The organism is Bradyrhizobium sp. A5, assembly GCF_042076515.1.
Taxonomy (GTDB): domain Bacteria; phylum Pseudomonadota; class Alphaproteobacteria; order Rhizobiales; family Xanthobacteraceae; genus Bradyrhizobium; species Bradyrhizobium cosmicum.
Genome location: NZ_CP148990.1, coordinates 2,744,749 through 2,767,220 on the forward strand (window position 1 = coordinate 2,744,749; position 22,472 = coordinate 2,767,220).

Annotated in this window: 15 protein-coding genes; 7 read left to right on the top strand and 8 right to left on the bottom strand. The window is 64.8% G+C overall.

All coding sequences use genetic code 11. The features are described 5' to 3' along the window. The first annotated feature begins 174 nt into the window (after positions 1-174). Entirely contained in the window at positions 175-1,506 is a 1,332-nt protein-coding gene (locus WHZ77_RS13080) for a hypothetical protein (protein WP_375314030.1), read from the top strand. 40 nt (positions 1,507-1,546) lie between these two features. On the opposite strand, the gene WHZ77_RS13085 is transcribed toward WHZ77_RS13080, so the two are convergent. From WHZ77_RS13085 to WHZ77_RS13105, 5 genes are all read right to left on the bottom strand, one after another. Then, on the bottom strand, positions 1,547-2,935 hold the full coding sequence (locus WHZ77_RS13085; protein ID WP_375314031.1) for a glycosyltransferase WbuB: 1,389 nt from the start codon (positions 2,933-2,935) through the stop codon (positions 1,547-1,549). A 356-nt stretch (positions 2,936-3,291) separates the two neighbouring features. After that, positions 3,292-4,458 (bottom strand): glycosyltransferase, encoded by a 1,167-nt coding sequence (locus WHZ77_RS13090; protein WP_375314032.1) that lies wholly within the window; start codon positions 4,456-4,458, stop codon positions 3,292-3,294. A 10-nt stretch (positions 4,459-4,468) separates the two neighbouring features. Continuing rightward, positions 4,469-6,253 (bottom strand): asparagine synthase (glutamine-hydrolyzing), encoded by a 1,785-nt coding sequence (gene asnB, locus WHZ77_RS13095; protein WP_375314033.1) that lies wholly within the window; start codon positions 6,251-6,253, stop codon positions 4,469-4,471. Positions 6,254-6,288: 35 nt separating this feature from the next. Continuing rightward, on the bottom strand, positions 6,289-7,251 hold the full coding sequence (locus WHZ77_RS13100; RefSeq protein WP_375314718.1) for an aldo/keto reductase: 963 nt from the start codon (positions 7,249-7,251) through the stop codon (positions 6,289-6,291). Positions 7,252-7,253: 2 nt separating this feature from the next. Beyond that, complete coding sequence (locus WHZ77_RS13105; protein WP_375314034.1) at positions 7,254-8,909, bottom strand: GMC oxidoreductase; 1,656 nt, start codon at positions 8,907-8,909, stop codon at positions 7,254-7,256. A gap of 431 nt (positions 8,910-9,340) precedes the next feature. Here WHZ77_RS13105 and WHZ77_RS13110 point away from each other — a divergent pair, with 431 nt between their 5' ends. The 4 genes from WHZ77_RS13110 (at position 9,341) to WHZ77_RS13125 (ending at position 13,928) form a co-directional block, all read left to right on the top strand. Continuing rightward, complete coding sequence (locus tag WHZ77_RS13110; protein ID WP_375314035.1) at positions 9,341-10,348, top strand: hypothetical protein; 1,008 nt, start codon at positions 9,341-9,343, stop codon at positions 10,346-10,348. Continuing rightward, on the top strand, positions 10,348-11,781 hold the full coding sequence (locus WHZ77_RS13115; protein ID WP_375314036.1) for an MBOAT family O-acyltransferase: 1,434 nt from the start codon (positions 10,348-10,350) through the stop codon (positions 11,779-11,781). Before WHZ77_RS13110 ends, WHZ77_RS13115 begins: the two co-directional genes overlap by 1 nt. Positions 11,782-11,917: 136 nt before the next feature. Further along, positions 11,918-12,988: a GDP-mannose 4,6-dehydratase gene (gmd, locus tag WHZ77_RS13120; RefSeq protein ID WP_375314037.1), complete on the top strand. Its 1,071-nt coding sequence runs from the start codon at positions 11,918-11,920 to the stop codon at positions 12,986-12,988. Continuing rightward, complete coding sequence (locus WHZ77_RS13125; RefSeq protein WP_375314038.1) at positions 12,969-13,928, top strand: GDP-L-fucose synthase family protein; 960 nt, start codon at positions 12,969-12,971, stop codon at positions 13,926-13,928. The genes gmd and WHZ77_RS13125 overlap by 20 nt, the downstream gene beginning before the upstream one ends. Before the next feature lie 76 nt (positions 13,929-14,004). Here the strand turns inward: WHZ77_RS13125 and WHZ77_RS13130 are convergent, their stop codons facing one another. From WHZ77_RS13130 to WHZ77_RS13140, 3 genes are all read right to left on the bottom strand, one after another. Beyond that, a complete protein-coding gene (locus WHZ77_RS13130) occupies positions 14,005-15,774 on the bottom strand; it encodes a carbamoyltransferase (protein ID WP_375314039.1) in 1,770 nt (589 codons plus the stop codon). 148 nt (positions 15,775-15,922) lie between these two features. Continuing rightward, a complete protein-coding gene (locus WHZ77_RS13135) occupies positions 15,923-18,118 on the bottom strand; it encodes a glycosyl hydrolase family 28-related protein (RefSeq protein ID WP_375314040.1) in 2,196 nt (731 codons plus the stop codon). Between the two features lie 76 nt (positions 18,119-18,194). Next, complete coding sequence (locus WHZ77_RS13140; RefSeq protein WP_375314041.1) at positions 18,195-19,124, bottom strand: peptidylprolyl isomerase; 930 nt, start codon at positions 19,122-19,124, stop codon at positions 18,195-18,197. Positions 19,125-19,753: 629 nt separating this feature from the next. On the opposite strand from WHZ77_RS13140, the gene WHZ77_RS13145 reads away from it, so the two are divergent. After that, positions 19,754-21,238 carry a substrate-binding domain-containing protein gene (locus tag WHZ77_RS13145; RefSeq protein WP_375314042.1) on the top strand — a complete coding sequence of 495 codons (1,485 nt, stop codon included), beginning with the start codon at positions 19,754-19,756 and terminating at the stop codon, positions 21,236-21,238. Positions 21,239-21,450: 212 nt separating this feature from the next. After that, the gene (locus WHZ77_RS13150; protein WP_375314043.1) at positions 21,451-22,251 is read left to right on the top strand and encodes a hypothetical protein; all 801 of its coding nucleotides are present in this window, start codon (positions 21,451-21,453) and stop codon (positions 22,249-22,251) included. Positions 22,252-22,472 lie beyond the last annotated feature (221 nt).

The following is a 22,472-nucleotide window of genomic DNA, read 5'->3' on the forward strand; positions in this document are numbered from 1 at the left end:
GGGCGCTCCCGGGATTCGGGGAAGACTTTTCGCGGGACGACTTGCTGTCACCAACGATATCACGGAGTCTGTTATCTGTTATATGCCTGTGATCATATCAATCCATATGACGGGCTGCATCCGGGCTGCTTGCCGACGACCGGACGAATGGGACGCGGTCCGTCTGAAGGTGCCATGCCTGAAACCAGTGCCGCGAGCTCCAGTCCCGCCGAGAACGGCGCTTCGTCCCCACTCACCGGAGGCTGGCTCGCCGCACGGCTGAGGCTGGTCCGGGACCGATGGTCGCAATTCGTCAACATCGGCATGCTGATCGCGGGGCTGGCGCTCGGTCAGGGGGCTATCTTCCTGGTCCAGACCGCACTCGTGGCGGCCGGCAGATACGAGCTTCTTGCCGAGTTCGGCACGCATTATTCCTTCGCCATTTTGGGCATCATCGTCGTGGACGCCGGTGCAAGCATCACGCTCGCGCGGGCCGTCGCACAGATGACCTCCGAGGGCAGGCCACGATCCAAGGTGTGGCAGCTTTTTTGCGATACCAGTGCGATCAGGGTCCTGACGGCGCTGATCATCGGCGTTGCCGGTGCTGCGTATGTCGTCGCGTTTTCGTCCGATGGATTTTCGAAATGGTATCTGTCGCTGGCCTTTCCGGGATTGCTGCTGTGGGCCGTCAATGGCGTCGGCCTGCTTGACGGGCTGAAGTTGAGCGGCATCAGCGGGATAACGGGCTCGGTCGCCTACATCATCAATGCGGTCGGCCTGATGCTCGCGATGTACGGATCGCATGAGAGCGCCGGCGCGATCCTCGGCGGTGCCTTTTCGATCGGGTATCTCCTGACCGTGGTCGCGCAATGGACGGCGCTGGCGCGCAGGGGCTGGTATCCCCGCTTTCATGGGCTGACACGAGCGGGTCAGGTGCGCGCGATCAGGGACGGCGCCGCGCTCGCGTTCCAGATCGTGCCGGGACAGATCGTCATGCGCGTTCAGCTGGTGTTGAGCGCGGCCTATCTCGGTGCGGAGACGACCGCGTTGTTCGTGTATGCCAAGCAGATCCTGTCGGCGGCCAATCAGATCCTGGGCTTCGTCCTGAGGGTCGAATTCCCGAGCCTGGTCGAGAAATTGTCGGTGGTTGGAAAGCCGAGCCTTGCCGGGATGTTGGGCGCGCAGAAAATGACACTTCTTTGCGCCCTGGTGTTTTCGGTCGGCGCTACGTCCATTGCCGGCATCGCGGCGATGGTTTCGGATGCCGGCCTGCATCGGGCCGCGATCGTCATTGCCAGCTTCGCGCCGACGATCCTGACGATGGCGCTGGTGCTGATGATGTGGCAGGGCATGGCTGCGCTCGGCGCCTATCTGGCCGCTGCCCGGGCGCTCGCCATCGGCGCTGCCGCAGGAATCGTGACCAGCTACGTGCTGGTTTCGCTGCTCAACGTCTTCGCTTTCGTGGCGGCGGAAGCGGTGGTGAACCTCACGACGCTGTATGTCGGATATCGATATTTGCGCCGCTAGAGCGAAGCCGCTTCGTGCTGGCACACAAGTCGCGTTGATCTCACTCTTTTCCGGAGCCGATGCCCCGCGCCTGAGGGCGCATCGAATGTCTCGAGAATAACCGGCCCGGCGCATCCGGCCGCCGCCGGCTGCCGGTCGCGACGTGCTCGATCGACCGCACAGGTATTGGCGGCTGCGGGACGCGCTGGGCGGTTGCGGCGGCGCGCTGGGGAAGTGCCATGAATTCGCGTTCGAGCGACCGGATGATCGAGATGCGGTCCCATTTCTGTTCGGCGCGGGCGCGTGCGACTGCGCCCAGGCTGGCGCGCAAGGGCGCGTCCTTGGCAAGCGTGACGATGGCGGCCGCGAGCGCGCTGGCATCGCCGGGTGCAATGACAAGACCTGCGCCATCGACCTCGGAGGCGAGGCCCGTGCCGGGCTCGGCCATCGCAATCAGCGGGCGGCCCGAGGCCAGCATGCCGGCGAGCTTGGACGGCAGCACCAGATCGGAAATCTCCGCCTTCTGCGGCAGCAACTGAATGTCGGCGGTGCTCAGAAGCTCGGAGACGCGATCGAGCGGCTGGAGATCGAGGAAGCGGACGTTGTGCAGTCCATCGGCCATCTGCATCAGCGCCGGCTTGACCGGGCCGTTGCCGCAAAGGACGAACTTGACCGCGGGGTGGCTATCCTTGAGTGCCGCGGCGGCCTCGATGATCAGCTCCAGGCCCTGCTTGTTCGACATCGCGCCCGAATAGAGCGCCACGATGTCGCTCGGCGCCAGCTTCAGCTCGGAGCGGAGTTGCGTCTGGTTGTCGCCGGGTACGACGAGGCTGGTATCGATCCAGTTCCGGAATTCGCGCAACCGGGCGCGCACGATGCCCTTGTGCTCGAGGCGACCCATCATTTGCGGCGAGATGGTCGAGACCCGATGGAACGCCCGCAGGATCCACCGCTCGACGGTGGCCATCAGCCTGCGCGTGACACCGCTGCGCAGCAGTCCGACCTCGAAGGCGGCATCCACCTCGAGATCCTGAACGTGAACCCAGGACGACGCACCGGATATCCTGGCGGCGAGAGCCGCCATCGGCGCGGACAGCAGCGACGGCGCCACCACGAACACGATATCGGGACGCCACCACAGCGCGCTCGACAGCATCGGCGCGGCCGCCGAGAGCAGGAACGAGGCGTGGTGAAGCAGGCGCTTGGCACCGGAGGGCCGGCCCGGCACGTAGATGGGGGCTCTGATAACATCGACATCGTTCACAAATTCACGACGATACCACACCGAACGATACGCCGCAGGGACGTTCCAGTCGGGATAATAAGGCGGCGCCGTAACCACGCGCACCTCGTGACCCCAATCGGCCAGACTTTCGCAGAACTCGGTGGTGTATTTCGCAACGCCGATCAGATCAGGGGCGTAATTGATCCCCACCACCAAGACCCGCATGATCGCCCTCATTTCCGCGGCCGAAGCGCGAGGCTTCGACCGGCCCGACAAATTCCGGCCCGCCGAGCCGGTTAGGGGATCGGTCATGGCGCCTGCAGGCGGAAGCGAGACTGGAGGTGAAACCGGGACCGGGAGGATCCTGGTCTGGATCGACCTCAGCGCGTTCCCTTCTGCATGTTGGCGTGCCTGATATCATTTAGCCTGTGACAGTATCACTATAACGATACGACAAGTAACAATAGGGCGGCCGTGTATTGTTATGGACGGAATTTGGCGGGGAAAATGGGTGTTTGCGCAGCCGGATGCCGCGGGTCATTGGGGAACGATATGTCACGTTCCGGATGGTTGTTGCCGGATCAGACGCGCGGTGCCTGTACCGCGCTCACCACGTCGATCAGGGCCGACGCCATCCGCTCGACGCTGAACCGGTCCGCGAACAGCTCGCGCGTCCGCTGGCCCATGGCGGCCCGGCCTTCCGCGGGCAGCGCCAGCCATGCCCTGAGGTTTTCGAGCGTGCCGGCCTCGGAGTCCGCGGCAACGAGGCCCGCCTGTGCGGCCAGGACCTCGCGCCAGATGTTGACCTTGTCGGAGATCAGCACCGGCAGGCCGCAGCCGAGGGCTTCGGCGACCGAGATGCCGAAGTTCTCCTGATGTGACGGCAGCATGAAAGCCTCGCTGGAATAGAACGCACCCCATTTGGCTTCGCCCTCCAGCATGCCCGGCCACGTGATCCGGTCGGCCAGTCCGAGTGTGCGTGCCCGCGCCTTGAGGTCGCTCACCCAGCCGGTCTGATCGGGGCCGGCCATGAGCAAATGCAAATGCGGCTCCTCGGCCGCGACGCGCGCGAAAGCCTCGACCATGAGATCGCAACCCTTCTTGGCGTGCAGCCGCCCGAGAAACAGCAGCACGCGCTTGCCACGCAATTCGGGATGGGCGGCGAGGAAGGCGTCCCGCAGCGGCGCTGCGTCCTGCGGCGGCAGGCGCGTGCCGTAGGAGACGACACGCTCGCGTGCCCGGTAGGGCCAGAACGACTGACGCGCCAGCAGTCGTTCGTCCTCGCTGGTGAACAGCACGGCGGCGGCATCGCGCAGCACCCGGTATTCGGCCCAGGGCCAGTAGAGCGCCTTCTTGAGACGTTTGAGCGGATAGGCGCGGTTGAACCAGGGATCGAGCATGCCGTGCGTGAACACGACGTAGGGCCGCCGCAGCTCGCGCATCACCTGCCAGGCGGCAAGGCTGTGATACTGCCACAGGCCGTTGACGATGACGGCGTCGTAACTGCCGGCATGGGCGCGCAGCCACGGGCGGAGGGACGCTGCATAGTAATAGCCGCCGCGTCTGGGCGGCCCGAGCGCATGCACGGGGAGCGGGAATGCCTCCACATGCGGCGCGCCGGGATCGTCGGAGGAGGCCACTTCGATCTGGTGTCCCATTTCGCGCAGTCGTAGTCCGCGCTGGAGCACGCCCTCGATGGGCCCGCCAAAGCGGCGATCGACGGAAGAGACGACGTGCAGCAGCTTCATGGCCTTGACCTCATGCCGCCGCGAAATGCCGGTAGAGCTGCCGGGCCCAGTCGCGATGCCGCATTACGCCGCTGGCTGCGCCCGGATTGAGCCATTGATGGATCGGCACGGAAAAGCCGGTCTTCGGCCGGTTCAGCACGCCCTCGGGCAATTCGGGTGCCACCCGCCTGACGATGGTGCGTTTCTCGCTGGCCGCGTCCAGGTCCGGCAGCTCGACGAAATCCCTCAGCAATTGCATGTCGACCAGTGGCACGCGGATCTCGAGCGAATGTGCCATGCCGGCCCAGTCGGCGTCGCGCAGCAACTGATTGCGCATGTACCATTGCATCTCGAGCGCGGAGACCGCGAGCCGGTCGCTGTCCAGCCCGTCGATGCTGGCATCGAGGCGGTTCATGGTCGCGAGCTCGTCGAGGCCCTCCCTGGCCATCGCGGGCTCCATCAGCCGGCCGAGCTCCCAGGGCATGTGCAGCGCCCGGCGGAGCAGATAAGCGCCCGACAGGCTGCGGCCGTATTCGGCGAGGCCGGCATATTTCGGCGATGGCAGATGCGCGGCGAACGGTTGGGCGAGATGGCGCAGCAGAATGCCGGCGCGCTCGCCGACCGGCGCGCGCCGCATCAGCTTTACCAGCCGCGGCACCTGGTGGAAGCTCGGATAAGAGCCGAACAGCTCGTCGCCGCCGAGGCCGGAGATCGCCACCTTGAGGCCTTGTGCTGCGGCGGCCTTGGAGACGAACCAGACATTGATGCCGTCGATCGACGGCTGGTCCATCGCATCGATCAGCTTGTCGCGGTCGGCCTCGAAATCGCGCGCCGAAATCCGGTGCAGCGCGTGCTTGGCGTGGAGCAGGCCGGCGACCTCGTCGGCAAGTCCCGCCTCGTCATAGGGGCCGTCGGCATATTCGTTGAAGCCGAGGGTCAGCGTGCGCAACTCGCCCGCGCTCGCCGCGCAGGCCGCGAGCATGGTGGAGTCGAGGCCAGCCGAGAGGAAGACGCCGACCGGCACGTCCGCGACCATGTGCGCGGCGACGCTGTCCTTGACAGCCGCGGCGATCTGGTCGAGCGCGTCGTCGGTCTTGCTGCCGGCGGCGGAGGGCAGGCGGCCGAGCGCATCGACGATGCTGGCGAAGCGGACCGGTGTCCCGGCACGTCCGTCCGCAAAGCGCTGCCAGTGCCCCGGCGGCAACGATCGAATGCCGCGATAGAGCGTGTAGGGCTCGGGCACCGATCCCCACATCAGGAAGCCGGCATGGCCCGCCGGCTCAGGGCGGCGGTCGACCGGCGCCTGCAGCAAAGGCTTGACCTGCGATGCAAACCGCATGGTGGCACCGTCGTCCGCGACATAGAGCGGCTTGATGCCGAAGGGATCGCGAGCCAGCAGCATTTCGCGGCGGCGCGCGTCCCAGATTGCGAAGGCGTACATGCCGCGCAGATCGCCGAACATGCCGTCGCCGCGCTGGGCATAGAGCTTGAGCAGGACCTCGGTGTCCGACTGGGTACGCGTTACGATCCCGTCGCGATTGAGGCGGGTGCGAAGCTCCTGGTGATTGTAGATCTCGCCATTGAAGCAGATCCAGTTGCCGGTGTCGGGATCGAGCATGGGCTGCGCGCCGCCCTCGCTGAGATCGATGATGGCGAGGCGCCGATGCCCGAAGCCGACGCGGCCGTCGTCGGAGAACCAGAGACCCGCGGCATCGGGCCCGCGCGCGGTCATCGCGTCGCGCACGCGCAGCAGCTCGGCCCGGTCGACAGGGGGCGCGTCCGCGCGGTAGGCGAAGCTGCCGTTGATCCCGCACATGGTTCAGTGTGCCGGCATGTTTGCGAGGGGATGCATCACGGCTTCTCGGCAAGAGCCGGTGCCAGCGCGTCGCGCAAGGCGGCGGCAAAGCCCGGCTTGGGGAGTGCCGTGGCGGCCGCGATGTTGCGCTCGATGTGCGCCGGATTGAACATCGAGACGATCACCACGCCTTCGGGATTGTTCGAGAATGCGAAGGGCAGCAGCAGGTCGCTTGGCGCTTTTGACGCGTCGATGCCGTGATGTCCGGCGATCGCGACGATTCGATCCCGCGCCGCGCCATCGCGGCGGGCGATGGCCTCGGCGGCATCGGAGTCGAACACGCCATGCGTCACGAACATCGGCGGCGCCGGAAGTCGAGACCGCAGCAGCGGCGCCGCATTCGCAAGCGGCGTATCGGGAAACTGTGCGATGTCGACCGGCTTCGCGCTGCGGATGGCCGCGATGATGCTGTCCGGCGCGCCGGCGATGGACACGGCCCGGACATATCCTTTGTCGATGAGCCGGCGGAGGACGACGAAAATTTCGTCATTTTCCGCGTCGCCCGCCGCCGGATCATGCATCGCCAGGACGTCGATATAGTCTGTGCCGAGCGATCGCAGGCTGTTTGTCACGGACGCCTCGATCGTCGCGGGATCGATGGGCGCATGCGTTCCCGTCGGCCTCGCCGTGGATGCGACGCGCCGCAGCGACGGGAATGTCGCAACCGCCTGCCGGGCCGCGGGCCGGATCAGCCGTGCCGCGAGCGAGAGCTGCGGCGCGGCGATGCCGAACTTGGTGCAGATGACGGCCTTGTCGCGTCGTCCCCGCAGCGCCTGGCCGAGCAGAGCTTCCGCGTGGCCATCGCCATAGGGTGGTGCGACGTCGAACCAGCTCACGCCGAGATCGAGCGCGCGGACGATCGCGCGGTGCCCGTCGGCCGCCGAAATGCGCGAGCCGAGCGAGGCGCAGCCGAAGCCGATCGCGGAGACGGCGCGGCCGAGCCTGGGAACACGCACCATTCTCACGCGGCCACTCCGATATCTCCGGCCTTTGCCTTCTCCGCGAGGTGCACGGCCAGCCGCAGCGCGAGCGCAACGGTGGCGAAGGTCGGATTGGCCTGGCTTGACGACGCGAACACCGCGCTCGATGACACGTAGAGGTTCTCGATGCCGTGGACGCGGCAATCGCCGTCGACCACGCTGTCGTCGGGGCTGAGCCCCATGCGGGTCGTTCCGATCTGGTGAAAACCGTCCCTGGCCTGTTGCAGGATGCTCGTCAGCCGCATCTCCGGCGGCACGCGGTAGTCGAGACGGCCGTATCCGGCGCTTTGAAGCGATTGGTCGAGGACTTCATGGGCGCGCAGCACCGAGCGCGCATCGGCTTCCGAATAGCGCAGATCGATATCGAGGAAGGGCACGCCGAGTGCGTCCTTGCGGTCCGAGAGCGTGACGCGGGACTCGCGGATGGGCGTCTGCTCCGCGAGGAAATGCAGGGCATAGCGGCCCTCCGCGCTCTTGATCAGGAAGCCCGGCCGGCGCGGCTTGGTCAGGAAGCGCCCATGCACGATGGCCGCGATGTTCCGCAGCGTCGCGAGGGGCGACATCATCACGTTGCGCAGATGGCTGCCCCAGCGATGCGGTTCTTCCCCGACGTGGATGATCCGGATCGCCTCCGACACCAGCCGTCGGCCGACCGGCGGGATCGCGAGCGCCATCCAGACCAGCGACAGGACTCCGTTGCGGTGACCGGCCTGATGGAACGGCGGATTGTCGAGCCAGAAGGCGATGTTCAGGAGTCCTTCGCGCAATTGTGCCTCGCGCGCGAGTGTGAAGCGGCGCCGCGCAAAGGCGCCGTCGTCGCCAAAGAAATCATAGGCGGCGACGGCGGCGGGATCGGCGAGCACGAGGTCGGCGATCTTGCCAGAGGCATGTCCCATATAGAAACGGCCGAGCGCGCCGCCGGCGCCGCCGAACAGATTGGGCCGCTTCTGTCGTGTCCATAGCAGCAGCCTGGTCGTTTCGAGGCCGCCGCAGGCCAGCACGGTCCGGCGCGGAGCGATCCGGCAGGTCTTGCTGGCATTGCCGGCGACGAGCCCGATGATACGGCGGCCGTCGTCCGATAGAAGAAGCTCCGTCACGGTCGCGCCGGTCACGGCCGTGATCGACCGGGAAGCGGCAAGATGCGCGCGGTGCCGGCGTCCGGCATCGATGTCCGGTGTCCAACGCTCGAGCTGATCGGTTCTGACCTCGTCGAGAGCCGGCGCCGCCGGCGCCGTGGTGAAGCGGGCGGGGCCGATGCCGAAGAAGTCGGCCGCAGCATCGTACCAGCGCGAGATGTCCTGATGCGGGATTGGCCATGCCGTGCCGGGTGAATACGACCGGCTTGCAAAATCGACATCGTCGAGCGGAACGCAACGACCGCCCCACCAGCGCGACGTTCCGCCGAGCCCGCGGCAGATCGCGATCCCGGTCGCCGCATGGCGTTGCTCGTTGGCGACGTGTCCCGCGGTCAGCGACGCCGCGAATGGATCCTGCTCCTCGCGTCCGGATTCGAGCAGCAGCACCGACAGGCCGCGCTGCTCGCAGGCGAGCGCCAGCGCGATGCCGACGGGTCCTGCGCCCACCACGCAGACGTCGCAGCCGCCGAGTTCGCCGGCATCAGCAAAGGACGTCAGCATGCGCGCTCTGCCGCCGGTTGCCGGTGATGATGTGACCGTTGCCGCAATGCCGTGTCCCGAACTCTCATCCGCCTCGGGGCCGTCCATCGGCCCCGCCGCGCCGCCGCGGACGCGGGTCTGTCTATCCAATGTTATCATGCATCGCAACGCGTAGATGCACGCAATCGATATCTTCAAACTGTAATGTTATTTTGGTACTCGCAGCGCGAACGTAACAAAATGGTAACAGGGCTGGGCTGCTTCCGCTCCGATTTTCCAGGGGCAGGTTGCGCGCGGCCTTGCAGGTCGGGAAAGCGGTTCGTTCGTCACATCCGCCGGCAGCTGATTTTCCCAATGCCATGTGAGTTGGACCGGAAATGTCGAAGCCGCGCCGGCACCAGGCCTCCGATCGGATATCGCTTGTCTCGCACGTGCCGGAGCGGACAGCGCAAATGATGGATTCCGCCCGTTCGCCGTCAGAGGCGCGGCAGGACGGAGACAGGCCTATCACGACCGCCTGGCTGAAGCCGGTCGCCGCGTTCATCCTGCTGTTCGGCGCGGTGTGGCTGTCGCTCTATGCAGCGCATGCGCTGCTGCCCTTCCTGAGGCCGGGTTCGGTCGTAATTGCGGATGCGAAATTCGATACCCTGGTGAAGAGCCCGATGTTCGGCGTGCAGGACCGGTATCGGGTGATGATGTTCGGCTACAGCAAGGTCCTGTCGGGGTTGCGGCCGCGGGCTCTCGATGCCGCGCTCGGACCCGGCTTTCGCTCCTATAATCTGGGCCTGCCCGGCGACGTGCGCTTTCTTCCCATTCTGGAAGTCGCGTTGGCGGCCGGCAACATCCCCACCCATGTGCTGCTCACGATTCCCTGGGACGGCAAGCGTGAAGCCGATGGCGTGGCGGCGATCTTCCACGACGACAATGCGCTGGCCGGAAAGCTGTTTCCCTTTCGCACCCTGCCTCGAGACGCGGCGCTTTTTCTCGTTCAGAACAGAAGCCGGCTGCGGGACGCCGTCCGCGACGTGGATGCTCAACGCTCGGCCATGCTGGACGACCGCGGCTGGTATTTCATCAAGTCGCAGAGCCACTATCCGGGCGACCGGCTTCCCGACGACTATGCGCTTCCGAGCGATCATTCCACCCGCGTCGAGCGGCGCGTGATTCCGGAAAAATCGCTGGCTCGCGATCGCCTCGAGCAACTGGCGCGCCAGTACGGCTTTCAAGTGATCTTCGTTCCAGCATTCTTTCGGGTGGGTGAGGCGGCCTCCTGGCCGGCGCCGGATGGCACGGGATTGATCACCATCTCGGAGCATCCGCTCATGCGCGTGCTCGGACCGGACTACCTCACCTATCCGCCGGCGCTGTTTGCCGATCCGCAGCACATGAATCCGACCGGCGCGCTGGTCTACACTGCCGATCTCGCCCGGCTGCTGAAGGCCAGCGGAGCGTTCGACTGATGCTCTTCAACTCCTTCGAGTTCCTTGCGTTCTTCGTGACCTTCCTGGTGGTGTTCTTTGCGCTGCCGCCACGAGCCCAGCCGATCGTGCTGCTGGTCGCGAGCTACGTCTTCTACATGAGCTGGCGGCCATCCTTCGGTCTGTTGCTCGGCTTGACGACGGTGGTTGACTACGCGACTGCGCTGATGATGGCGCGCTCGCGCACCGAAGTAGGCCGCAAGGCCGCAATGATCGTCGCGCTCACCATCAACCTGGGTGTACTGGGCACGGTCAAATATCTGGATTTCCTGATCGCCAATGTGATCGGCGCCGCCGGCCTGTTCGGCTATGTGATCCCGGATTATGCGCTGGGCTTGATACTGCCGCTCGGCATCTCCTTCTACACATTCCAGTCAGTGGGCTATACGCTCGACGTCTACAACCGCAAGGTCGAGGCCGAACGCGACTTCCTCACCTATGCGCAATATGTCAGCTTCTTTCCGCAGTTGATCGCCGGGCCGATCGAGCGCGCGGCACACATGCTTCCGCAGTTTCGCATCGCGCATCGGCTCACCTACCAGAACGTCACGTCCGGCCTGTTCCTCGTCGGCTACGGCCTCTTCAAGAAGATGTGCATCGCCGACGTCGTCGCGCCGGTCGTCAACGGAATCTATGCCAACCCCGCGCAATATTCCGGCGGCTATCAACTGCTTGCTGCGGTGCTGTTCGCGATCCAGATCTATTGCGACTTCTCCGGGTATTCGGATATCGCACGGGGAACGGCGCGGATCATGGGGTTCGATCTCATGATCAACTTCCGGCAACCCTATTTCGCCACCAGCATGAATGAATTCTGGCGCTGCTGGCATATCTCGCTGTCGACCTGGTTTCGCGACTATCTGTTCATTCCGCTCGGCGGCAGCCGCGGCCACGAGCTCGCCACCGCACGCAATCTCATGATCGTGTTCGCGGTGAGCGGTATCTGGCACGGTGCGGCCTGGACGTTCGTTGCCTGGGGCGTGCTGCACGGGCTCGGTCTGGTGATCGAGCGGATATTCGCGCGCCTGGCGCGGCCTGAAGCATGGCTCGGCGAGACGCCACGTCGGTTGCTTGGTTGGTTGTGGATGATGTCAGTCGTGCTGGTTGGATGGATCCTCTTCCGTTCGAGCAGCGTGGCGAATGCCCTCATGACCTTGCGGAGCATGGTCGATCTCGGTCCGATCTCGTACTTCACGCTGAAGATGCTTGGCCTCGCAAGCGTCGAGCTGGTGATGCTCGCCGTCTCGCTCGTGATCCTGCTCGTCGTCGATTTCCATTTGGCGTTCCGGCCGCAGCGGCTTCATGCGCTGGGCAGCATGCGCTGGCTGTCGACGGGCGCCGGTGTTGCAATGGCGTATTACGTCATCCTGTTCGGAATCTTCGGACACGCCGAGTTCATCTACTTCCAGTTCTAGAAGCGCATCGCGTCCGACTTTCGGAAAAATTCACGATCGTGCCGACGTATTGGGTTGACCCGGTCGGCTGATATGTCAAAGAGGGACGGGTTCAAGGCAGCGCCCGTCGTCGAGTTGCTGCGGGGCAGGTTCATAGATGAGTAAGCGCATCGCTTTGATCACCGGCATCACCGGCCAGGACGGCGCCTATCTGGCCGAGCATCTGCTGTCGCTCGGTTACGTCGTGCACGGCATCAAGCGGCGCTCGTCCTCGTTCAACACCGCGCGGGTCGACCATCTCTATCAGGATCCGCATGTCGGCGACGTGCCGTTCCTGATGCATTACGGCGACATGACGGACTCGACCAATCTGATCCGCCTGGTGCAGCAGATCAGACCCACCGAGATCTACAATCTCGCGGCCCAGAGCCACGTCGCCGTCAGTTTCGAGAGCCCGGAATACACCGCCAATGCCGACGCGATCGGCGTGCTGCGGCTGCTGGAAGCGGTCCGCATCCTCGGCATGGAGAAGGAGACGCGGTTCTACCAGGCCTCGACCTCCGAGCTCTATGGCCTCGTGCAGGAGATCCCGCAGAAGGAGACCACGCCGTTCTATCCGCGTTCGCCTTACGGGGTCGCAAAGCTCTACGGCTACTGGATCACGGTGAATTATCGCGAAGCCTACGGCATGTTCGCGGCCAACGGCATCCTGTTCAACCACGAGAGCCCGATCCGGGGCGAGACCTTCGTCACACGCAAGATCACCCGCAGCGTCGCCCGCATCGAGGTCGGCCTGGAAAACACGCTCTATCTCGGCAATCTCGAAGCCAAGCGCGATTGGGGCCATGCCAAGGATTATGTCGAGGGCATGCATTTGATCCTGCAGGCCGACAAGCCCGACGATTTCGTGCTCGCAACAGGCGAGACGCGCTCGGTGCGCGAGATGGTCGAGCTGTCGTTCGCCCAGGTCGGGCGCCGCATCGAATGGCGCGGCAAGGGCGTCGAGGAGACCGGCATCGATACGAACAGCGGCAAGACGGTCGTGAAGATCGATCCGACCTATTTCCGCCCCACCGAGGTCGATCTTCTCATCGGCGATGCCAGCAAGGCGCGCGAGGTGCTCGGCTGGAAGCCGAAGCGGACGTTTGCCGAGCTTGTCCAGGAGATGATGGCGAGCGATCTGGCGGACGCAAGACGGGACGCGGCGAGTGGCAAGCGTACCGTTTGAGCTGAAGGGCAGAAGCGTCTACGTCGCCGGCCATCGCGGCATGGTCGGCAGCGCGCTGGTGCGCAGGCTGGCGCGGGAGGACGTCGAGCTCGTGACGGCGGACCGGCGCGAGGTCGATCTCTGCAACCAGGCTGCCGTGTTCGACTGGTTCGCGAAAGTGCGGCCGCAGGTCGTGTTTCTCGCCGCCGCCAAGGTCGGCGGTATCGTCGCCAACAACACGCTGCGCGCCGAGTTCATCTACGAGAACATTGCGATCGCGGCCAACGTGATCCAGGCGGCGCATCAGAGCGGCGCCGAGAAGCTGCTATTCCTGGGTTCGTCCTGTATCTATCCGAAGCTGGCGCCGCAGCCCCTGCGCGAGGACTCGGTGTTGACCGGTCCGCTGGAGCCGACCAACGAGCCCTATGCGATTGCAAAGATCGCCGGCATCAAGATGGCGGAGGCCTATCGCAGCCAGTACGGGTGCGACTTCATCAGCGTGATGCCGACCAATCTCTACGGCCCTGGGGACAATTATCATCCCGAACTCAGCCACGTGGTCGCCGCCCTGATCCGCCGCTTCCACGAGGCAAAGGTCGCGGGTGCCGGAAGCGTCGTGGTCTGGGGCACCGGCACGCCGCGGCGCGAATTCCTCTATGTCGACGACATGGCGGACGCCTGCGTGCACCTGATGAAGACGTATTCCGGCCCAGAGCTTGTCAACATCGGCACCGGCGAGGACATCACCATCGCCGAGTTCGCGCGTGTCGTCGCCGAAATCGTCGGCTACAGCGGCGATATCGCTTTCGACAGCTCGCGCCCCGACGGTACGCCGCGCAAGCTGCTCGACGTCAGCCGTCTCGAAAAGCTCGGCTGGCGCGCGAAGACCTCGCTTCACGATGGCTTGAAGCGCGCCTACGAGGCTTATCTGACGGCTCAAAGCGCGATGAGATTGGGATGAATCGTCATCGCGCTTTAGGTTGTTGTTTGAGCATGATCGTTTCGGAGAATCGCTGCGCACTTTTCCTGATCATGCTTTAGGCATCCGGCAGCAGTCCGGCGTGCTCGCCCTTCACCACGAGGTAGCGGCCGAGGCAAATGGCATCGAGCCCGGTGCGCAGGAAGCAGCTCATCGCCTGCTCGGGTGTGTCGACGATCGGTTCGTTCTCGTTGAAGCTGGTGTTCAGAACGATCGGAATCCCCGACAGCTGACCGAAGTTTTCGATCAGCTCGTAGTAGAGCGGATTGGTGTCGCGCGCGATGCTTTGCAGGCGGCCGGTGCCGTCGACATGGGTGATGGCCGGAAGCTTCTCCCGCCATTCCGGGCGCAGCTTGACGACGTGCATCATGAACGGGCTGAACACGTCCTGTTCGAAATAGGTCGACACCGCCGGCTGAAGAATGCTCGGGGCGAACGGCCGGAAGCTCTCGCGTCGCTTGATCTTGGCGTTGATCACGTCCTTCATGTTGGGCCGGGTCGGGTCCGCAAGGATCGAGCGGTTGCCGAGCGCGCGTGGGCCCCACTCGGAGCGTCCCTGATACCAGCCTACGACCAGGCCGGCATGCAGGAGCGCGGCGACGGCCTTGGGAACGTTGCCGGAGGACAGCTCTCGCATCGGGCACTGCGCCGATTCCGCCGCGCGCCGCATGGCTTCGTCGGAGTGCGAAGGCCCCCAATAGGCATGGGTCATGTGGAAGCGCTCGCGCCCTCCCGCGACATTGTGCCAGGCCCACAGACCCGCACCGACGCACAGGCCGTCATCCGACGAGGCCGGCTGCATATAAGTCTGCTGGAACGGCGTTTCGCGCAGCAGGCGCGCATTCATGACGCCGTTGAGCGCGCAGCCGCCGGCATAGGCGACCTGCGTGGTCGGCACCAGATCGTGCAGGCGCTTGAAGCAATGCATCGAGACTTCCTCGAAACGGATCTGGCATGAGCGCGCGATGTCCTTGTCCCGCTGCGTCATCTCTTCGCCGCGCTGGCGCGGCGCGCCAAACTTTCCGGTCCACTTGTCGGTGAACAGGCGCAGCATGTCGAGGCGGTGGTTCTCGTCCATCGTCCCGCCCTCGCCGCCGCGATGCATGCCGAAATAGCCGTCGGCCAGCTTGAACCACCCGTCCGGCCGGGTCTGGACCAGGTCGCGCATCTCGCCGACATAGGCGTCGGTGCCGTAAGGCGCGAGCCCCATGACCTTGTATTCCTCGCCAAAGCCGTCAAAGCCGATGAACTGGCAGCATGCCGTATAGAAGAAGCCGAGGCTGCTTGGCAGATGAACGCGGTCGATCACTTCAATCTGAGTGCCTTCGCAGCGCGCCGCCATCATACTGGTGAAATCGCCGCTGCCGTCATACGAGAAGCCGGCGGTCAGGGTCTCGTACGGCGAGCAGTAATAGGAGCTCGCGATGTGCGACAGGTGATGTTCGACATTCACGATCCTGGCCTTGACGGCATCCGGCGCCTCGCCGGTCGCTTCGGCCACCATGTCGCCGATGCCGAGATCGACCCGGGCGCGCCGGATGTGCTCCATCGCCGCCATGCCGCCGGAGATGGGATTGCGCAGGACATAGGAGACCTGAGCGGCGCGATTTCGCGACGGATCGCGCGCCACCGCGATGAAGTCGAGGTCCTTCGCCGAAATGCCGCCTGATGCAAGAACGGCCTTGATTGCGTGCTGCGGGAACGAGGGATCGTGCTTGATGCGTTGACCGAAGCGTTCCTCGGCGGCCGCGGCGACCACCTTGCCATCGAGGATGAGCGCCGCGGAGGCATCAGGATGGTTGAGGTTGAGGCCGAGAATAGCGGTCATCAGGGCGGTCTTTCAGGTTGTAATGCAGTTTCGGAAGAGAACGTTGTGTTGGCGTGGTAGGACGGCAATCGCACGAGAGACGTAACTAACAATCGAACTTATCATTTAGGTGACTGACTCCCCGGCGCGTGAGGCGAGGGGGATGACGCTATTTCTGGATGCGCCGCGCCTCGACGTTCTTGCGGGCGAGCCACCACGCGACGCCGCGATCGATCGTCAGACCCTCGCGCGAGGCCCCGGTCGTATTCTCCTCGACCACGACGTCGCGCACGCCCGGCGATGCCGGCGCGAAGCCCTTGATCTCGATGTGAGCGTCCTGATCGAGGCGGTTGCCCCTGATGATGACAGCCTGGACCATCGGTGGGCGGCCCGCACCGGTTGCAGTCTGGTTTCCGCGGACGAGGATCGAGGCCTCGTTGGAGAAGACGGTCCGCTCGGGGCCGGCGCGGTAGACGTTCCCCTCGAGGATGTGATTGTCGAGGAATTGCGTCCGCCATACCGGCTGGAATTGCTCGTAGGACAGGCCGAACGCGGCGAAGCCGCTGGTCCTGTTGGAGCGGTTGCCGGCGATGACGTGATCGAGCGCCGTTCCGTAGGCCTGCGCGGCGACGCCGGTGTCCTCGAAGACATTGTCGATGACGAGATAGTTCTGCTGCGCCTGGGTGATCGTGATTTCCGAGCTCCGGTCCAGCGTGACCGCCAATGGCCGGTCGAGCGTGATCGACAACAGGGGCGGCTTGTTCTGGAACGTCTTGAGCCTGGCGTATTGGCCGGCACCGCGGCCGTTCACCACCATGACGGCCGCGCCGGTCCAATCGAGGCTCGACGGGTAAGGATTGGGCGTGCCCTGTAGCGACAGGCGATCCGGCGCGATCGTCTCCGCATGGCCGAAATAATAGCCGCCCGGCCCGTCCGTTGTCATCGCTTCGCGGTCGAGGCCGTAGATGGCCTTGAAGCTGTTGCCGCCGATGAAGATGTTCTCGGACGCGCTGACCGATTTCGACAGCGTGGTGATGCCGCCGCCGCTGGCCTGAAGGTCGGCCGACGTCACGACGTTGTTCTCGAAAATCACCTGACGCGACCCGACCAGGGAATAGGCGCCGTAGCGGCCGTTGCTCAGGATGTTGTTCGAGACGACCGCGTTGGTCACCTTGAACAGACGCAGTGAATGCCCGGATCCGAGCACGTCGCAGTCGGTGACTTCGATGCGGTTTCCGCTCAATCGAATGGTGTCGGGCGCGCCGGCGGCATAGGCGCGATGGAACTCGTTCATGCGCCGCGCGGTCGCGTCCGGCTCCATCAGGCCGCGAAAGGCGGAGCCGCGAATGCGGACATGCCTGATGGCGATGTCGCCTGCGCCGGCCGCCTGCGTGTCGCCGAACTGGAAGCCGCCCGAGATGATATGCGGATGGTTCGACGCGTAGATGGTCAGATTCTCGATCGCGAACCGCGACGTCCCCTGGATCAGCGCCATCGGCGGACTTTCCAGATCCGGCCATGCGAGATTGACGAGATCGACGCGTTCGCCCTGGAGCTTGATGCCCGGCGGGATGCTGATCATGTCCGAGATCAGATAGCGTCCGCGCGGAAAGTAGACGATGCCGCCGCCGGCATCCTTCGCCGCGTCGATCGCGGCTCTGACCGCGCGGGTGTTGTCGAACCTGCCGTCGCCGCTAGCGCCATAGGCGCGGACGTCGAAGGATTGCGAAGACGCAGGCGCAGGCGCGCGCACGGAGATGTTGCCGGCATCGACCCATTCACTTTCGCCGCCGTCGCCATTGGACAGGCGAAGCCGGTAGCGGCCGGGCGAGATCTGATCCGGGATGCGGAATGCGCCGCGCCACAGATCGCCCCTGGTCAGGACGGCCTTGGTCTGAGCATTCCCGGCGTCGGGCAGCATTGAGAGTTGCGCGCGGCTTGCCTCGCGAACGACGTTGCGGCCGAACACCTGCAGCCAGCCGCCGGGGGAGGCCTCGTCGCCGAGGTTGCCCTGCGCCCAATAGATCGTCGGCAGGTTGATCCGGCCACCGATGGAGCCTTGCGCATGCGTCAGCGCGAAGCTGTAAATGCCGGGTTTGAAGCTCTCCGGGATCACGAATTTGAGGGAGAGGGGGTTGGCCTGGAGGATCGGGACGGTCGTCGGCTGTCCGGCATAGCGGGCCGATCCGTCGCCGATCCGAACGACGGCTGCGGATGTGATCTGGTCGAGATCGGCTCCGGTGACGAGCACCGTCTGGTCGGGGCCGACGGGATCGTTGAACCAGAACATCGCGGGCTGCGCTTCCGCCGCCGCGCTCCAGAGGCACTGGAGCACGGCGACGATGGCGGCGTGAGCGCGCGTCATATCGAATACCCATCGCTGTCGTCGGGACGCGAACGCGCGTCAGCCGGAGGTGCGGTCATCGCGAGAGGGAAGGGCGCTATTTGAGCCCGACGGTTCCCTTCTCGGCGGTGTTCGTCTGGTCCAGACGCTCGATTTTGGCTTGCGCGCGAACCTTGTCGACCAGCTCCATCTGTGCGGCGTTTGCAACGAGAGCCGCAAGCCGGTCGCGGATCTTGTCGTAGTCCGCGGGCCTGCGGGTGCGCTGGTCGTCGAGCTTGAGGATGTGCCAGCCGACCGCGGTCTTGAACGGCGCCGAAACCTCACCCTTCTTCAGCTTGAACGCGACGTCGGCATATTCTCTGCCCATCTCGCCGCGTCCGCGCCAGTCATAGTCGCCGCCTCTGGCCTTGGTGACGGGATCTTCCGACATGTCGGCGACGACCGCCGCGAAGTCTTCGCCCTTGTTGATGCGCTCCATCGCGGACTTGGCCTTCTGCCCAGCCGCTATGATCGCGGCTTCGTCGGCGGGAGGCGCGATCATGAAGATGAGATGGCGCAGATGCAGTTCGGGTTCGGTCGCGACCGCCTTGACCACGACCTCTTCATAGGCCTTGCGCATCGCCTCCTCGGTGGCGGCCTGCTCGCCGATGACGGTCAGGAGGTGGTTGGCGAGACCCTGATTGCGCGCAAAGGCCGCGCGCCGCTGGAGGTCGGCCTCGTCCGCGATGTGGCGGTCGTTCGCCGCCTGCGCCAGCAGGATGCTGTCGATCAGCATCTTCAGAAGAGATTCGCGTCGCTCGACCGGCTCCCGCGCCAGCAGGTTCCGCCCGACGACCTCGTCGGCGACTTGCAGGTCGCTTTCGAGGATCTTGTTGCCGTTGACGACGGCCACAACGGACTCCGCCGACGGGGATTGAGCGAGTGCCGGCGCTCCGGCGCCGAGCATGACGGCCAGCCAGACGGTCGCCGCACCGGCACGCGTGCGTGTGACCGGACGGGGCATGCGAAAAGCGGGTAGAATGTTCATGGCGAGGCTCCTCTTCGACGGACTGTCCGGATCCGCACGACGCTTGCGCGAGTGCCTGAATGTTACTCGTAACATTTAAGCGTTGTGCGCACGGCGCGGCCGGTTTGCGGGGCGCTTTTAGCGACGCGACGTTGACGGTGATGTGATGCCGGCAAGACAGGTCTGTGAAGGCGGCATTCCCCGACGCGCGCCGGGTGAGCGCGTTGGCGAATCATCGGTGCAATGCGCTCTTTCGCCGCGTGGCGCAGGATGCTTTTGCTGATCGTCATCGGCTGATGCACGCAAGAAACCGGCGTTTGCGGTTGTTGTCGTTGCGCGCGCTGTACTCGGGGTTGTCCATCCGCCGCCGCGCGCGCGACATGATGCGATGTCGATCGCCTGTGAATAACATTTTTTCGCAGTGTCGAATGCAGCGTTTTCTCGCGGAGTTTCCGCGTGTTCGGCGCGCTACGAGCGGCGGCTCTCACATCGCGATGAGATGCGAATAACATAATTCACAAAACAACAATCAAAGTCTCACATATCGCCGATAGCGTCCGCGTCGCTCCGGGACCCTTCTGCTGATCTTGGCGGTTCAGGGTGATCCAAACAGGGAGAGTGAGACTATGCGAAACATGAAGGCTCTACTCATGGGTACGGTTGCGTTCGCCGCGATGGGCGTCGCTTCCGAATCCGCGCAGGCGCAGTCGTTTGCGTTCGGCGCTGGCGCGACGTTCCCGCAGATCGTCTATCGTCAGCTGATGGACTGCATGTACGACCAGGCTCAGGGCAGCTCCGGCAAGCCGGGTCCGCTCGCCAAGGCCGCGAACTGCGGCAGCTTCAACACCAGCGGCTTCCACGGCATGATCCTCTACGCTCCCACGGGATCGGGCAACGGCAAGTCGGTGCTGCGCGCCAACGACAAGACCCTGATCGGCACGCCCTCGAGCTCTGCTCCTCCCTACACCAGCGCCAACATCGGCGTGAGCGCCACGGCCGATTATGACGGCGTGCAGTTCATCGGCAGCGACGACGTCGTCAACGAAGCCGACATGACCGCCTGGAACACCGGCGGCACCACCAGCCCGCAGTCGAAGTTCGGCAACCTGATCCAGATTCCCGCGGTGATCGGCGCGGTTGCGTTCGGCTTCAACGGCAAGGACGGCACCGGCGCGACGCTGAACATCCTTCCGGCGACCCCGACCGGCGGCAGCTCCGGCCTCAACCTGTCGCGTAACGCGGTCTGCGGTATCGCTTCGGGTCACATCACGAAGTGGAACAACCCGATCCTGACCGCGCTCAACGGCGGCGCGCTCGGCACCGGCAACATCACCTTCGTGCACCGCACCGACGGCAGCGGCACCACCTTCCTGCTCACCAATGCCCTGGTCGAGCAGTGCCGCTACGAGTTCGGCCCGAACAACGAGACCGATTCGACCGTCGTTTCCTACGCGTTCCCCTGGACCGATCGCGCCCAGTCCTGCTCCACCCCGCTCGTTCCGCGCGGTGCGAACCAGGTCAACTGGCCGGATCAGTTCGCGACCAACCAGTGCGGCACTGCCAACGCCAATTCGGGCGGCGGCACCTTCGCCAACGCTTCGGGTTCTGGTGCGCTCGTCTCGCTCGTCACTACGACGAACGGTGCGATCGGCTACGCGTCCGGCGACTTCTGGCTGCCCGTCAAGGCCGGTGGCCTGAAGACGGCCAACATCCAGTCGCAGTGGGACATCACCGGCGCGACCGGCAAGTTCCAACCGCCGACCTTCGCCGGCGCGCAGAAGGCGCTTGCCACGGCCATTCCGCAGTTCGATGCCACGAGCCGCGCGAACCCGCTGACCTGGAGCTTGCAGGGTGTTGCTCCGAACCCGGTGGTTGCCGGTGCGTACCCGATCGCCGGCTTCAGCTGGATCGAGATGTATCAGTGCTATCAGACCCACAGCAACACCAACAACGCCTACACCTGGTTCAAGACCTGGATCGACTTCGTGTACGGCACGGGTGCGACCGGTATCTTCAACGAGAACGGCTTCGCTCAGGTGCCCGCCGTCTGGCAGAACGAGATCTACGCGCTGTTCAACGACCCGGCTAACGGTCCGCAGGGCAGCGGCTGCTCCGGCAAGGTCGGCGCTTACTGATCACTGCTCGGGCTTCGGCCTGATCGACGATCGACATGACCTTTGCACCCGGCTCGCGCCGGGTGCATCTTTTGTTTTCAGGCTTGTCGCCAGAGGAGGGCGAGCGCGGCTCCTGTCGTGATCGAGACGACGCGGCAGCATCCGATTTGCAAGTGTCACATCATTGATAAGGTGTAACGTTATCGCTCGGGGCTGATCAAGGACGGCCCGCCATGTCGATGCGCCTTCTCGCTATCTTGCTCGCTGGCGTCGTTGCGACGGGACCGGTTGTTGCGGTCAATGCACCGGGATCGATGGATTCGTTTTCCACTGAATCGCGCGACGATCTGTTCGCAACGAAGCCGGCCAATCCCGCTCCCGCCGTCGCGCCTGCACCAATCCCGGCCGCGGTCGAACGGGTGCCGGTTGCTCTGCCGCCGCAACGTGCTCTCAGTGACAATCCCTTATGGGCGATCCCTCTGAGCCGCCTCACGAACAGCCGCGAACGGCCGCTGTTCGCGCCGACGCGGCGGCCGCCGGCACCGGTGCCCGTCGCGATGCCTGTGCCGGTGCAGGTCGGTCCGCCGCCGAAGCCGCCCGAGCCGGAGAAGCCGCAGCTGTCGCTGCTCGGCACCATCATCGGCAGCGAGAAGATCGGCCTGTTCATGGATCCGGCCAGCAAGTCGGTGGTCCGGCTCAAGGCCGGCGACAATCACAATGGCTGGACGCTGCGTGGCGTCGAGCGGCGCCAGGTGGAGCTTGCCCGGGGGCTCGACCGCGTCGTGCTGGATATTCCGGCGCCCGACATGAAGGGAAGCGGAGCGCCCGGCGCGCCGATGCTGGCCGGACCGCCGCCGATGCCGGCTGCGCCCCAGGTCGCCATGCCGGCTGCGCTGCCGGCGGGCGCACCGAACGGGGGCACCTATGTCCATCCCGGCGCCAACATGAAGCTGCCCGTCGGCCGGGCGCAGCCTGCCAATCTCAGGCTGCCGGCAGGGCTGGTGAATCCCATGGCGGCCCAGGGTCAGCGCTAACGCGCTATCACGCGGTTCCGCCCGCTTCATAACAGCCGGTAACATTTCGCTCACGCGGCAAGTTTGCGCGGGAATCACACCGTTTCGACGCAGATTCATGATGTTGTTGAGCATCATCGTGGAACTGCGTCAAATGCGAGCAATGCTACAAATCTGACATATGAATGTTAGTAAACGATACGTAAATGCGCCGCACCAGTGTGCCTGCATGGGTAGGCCTG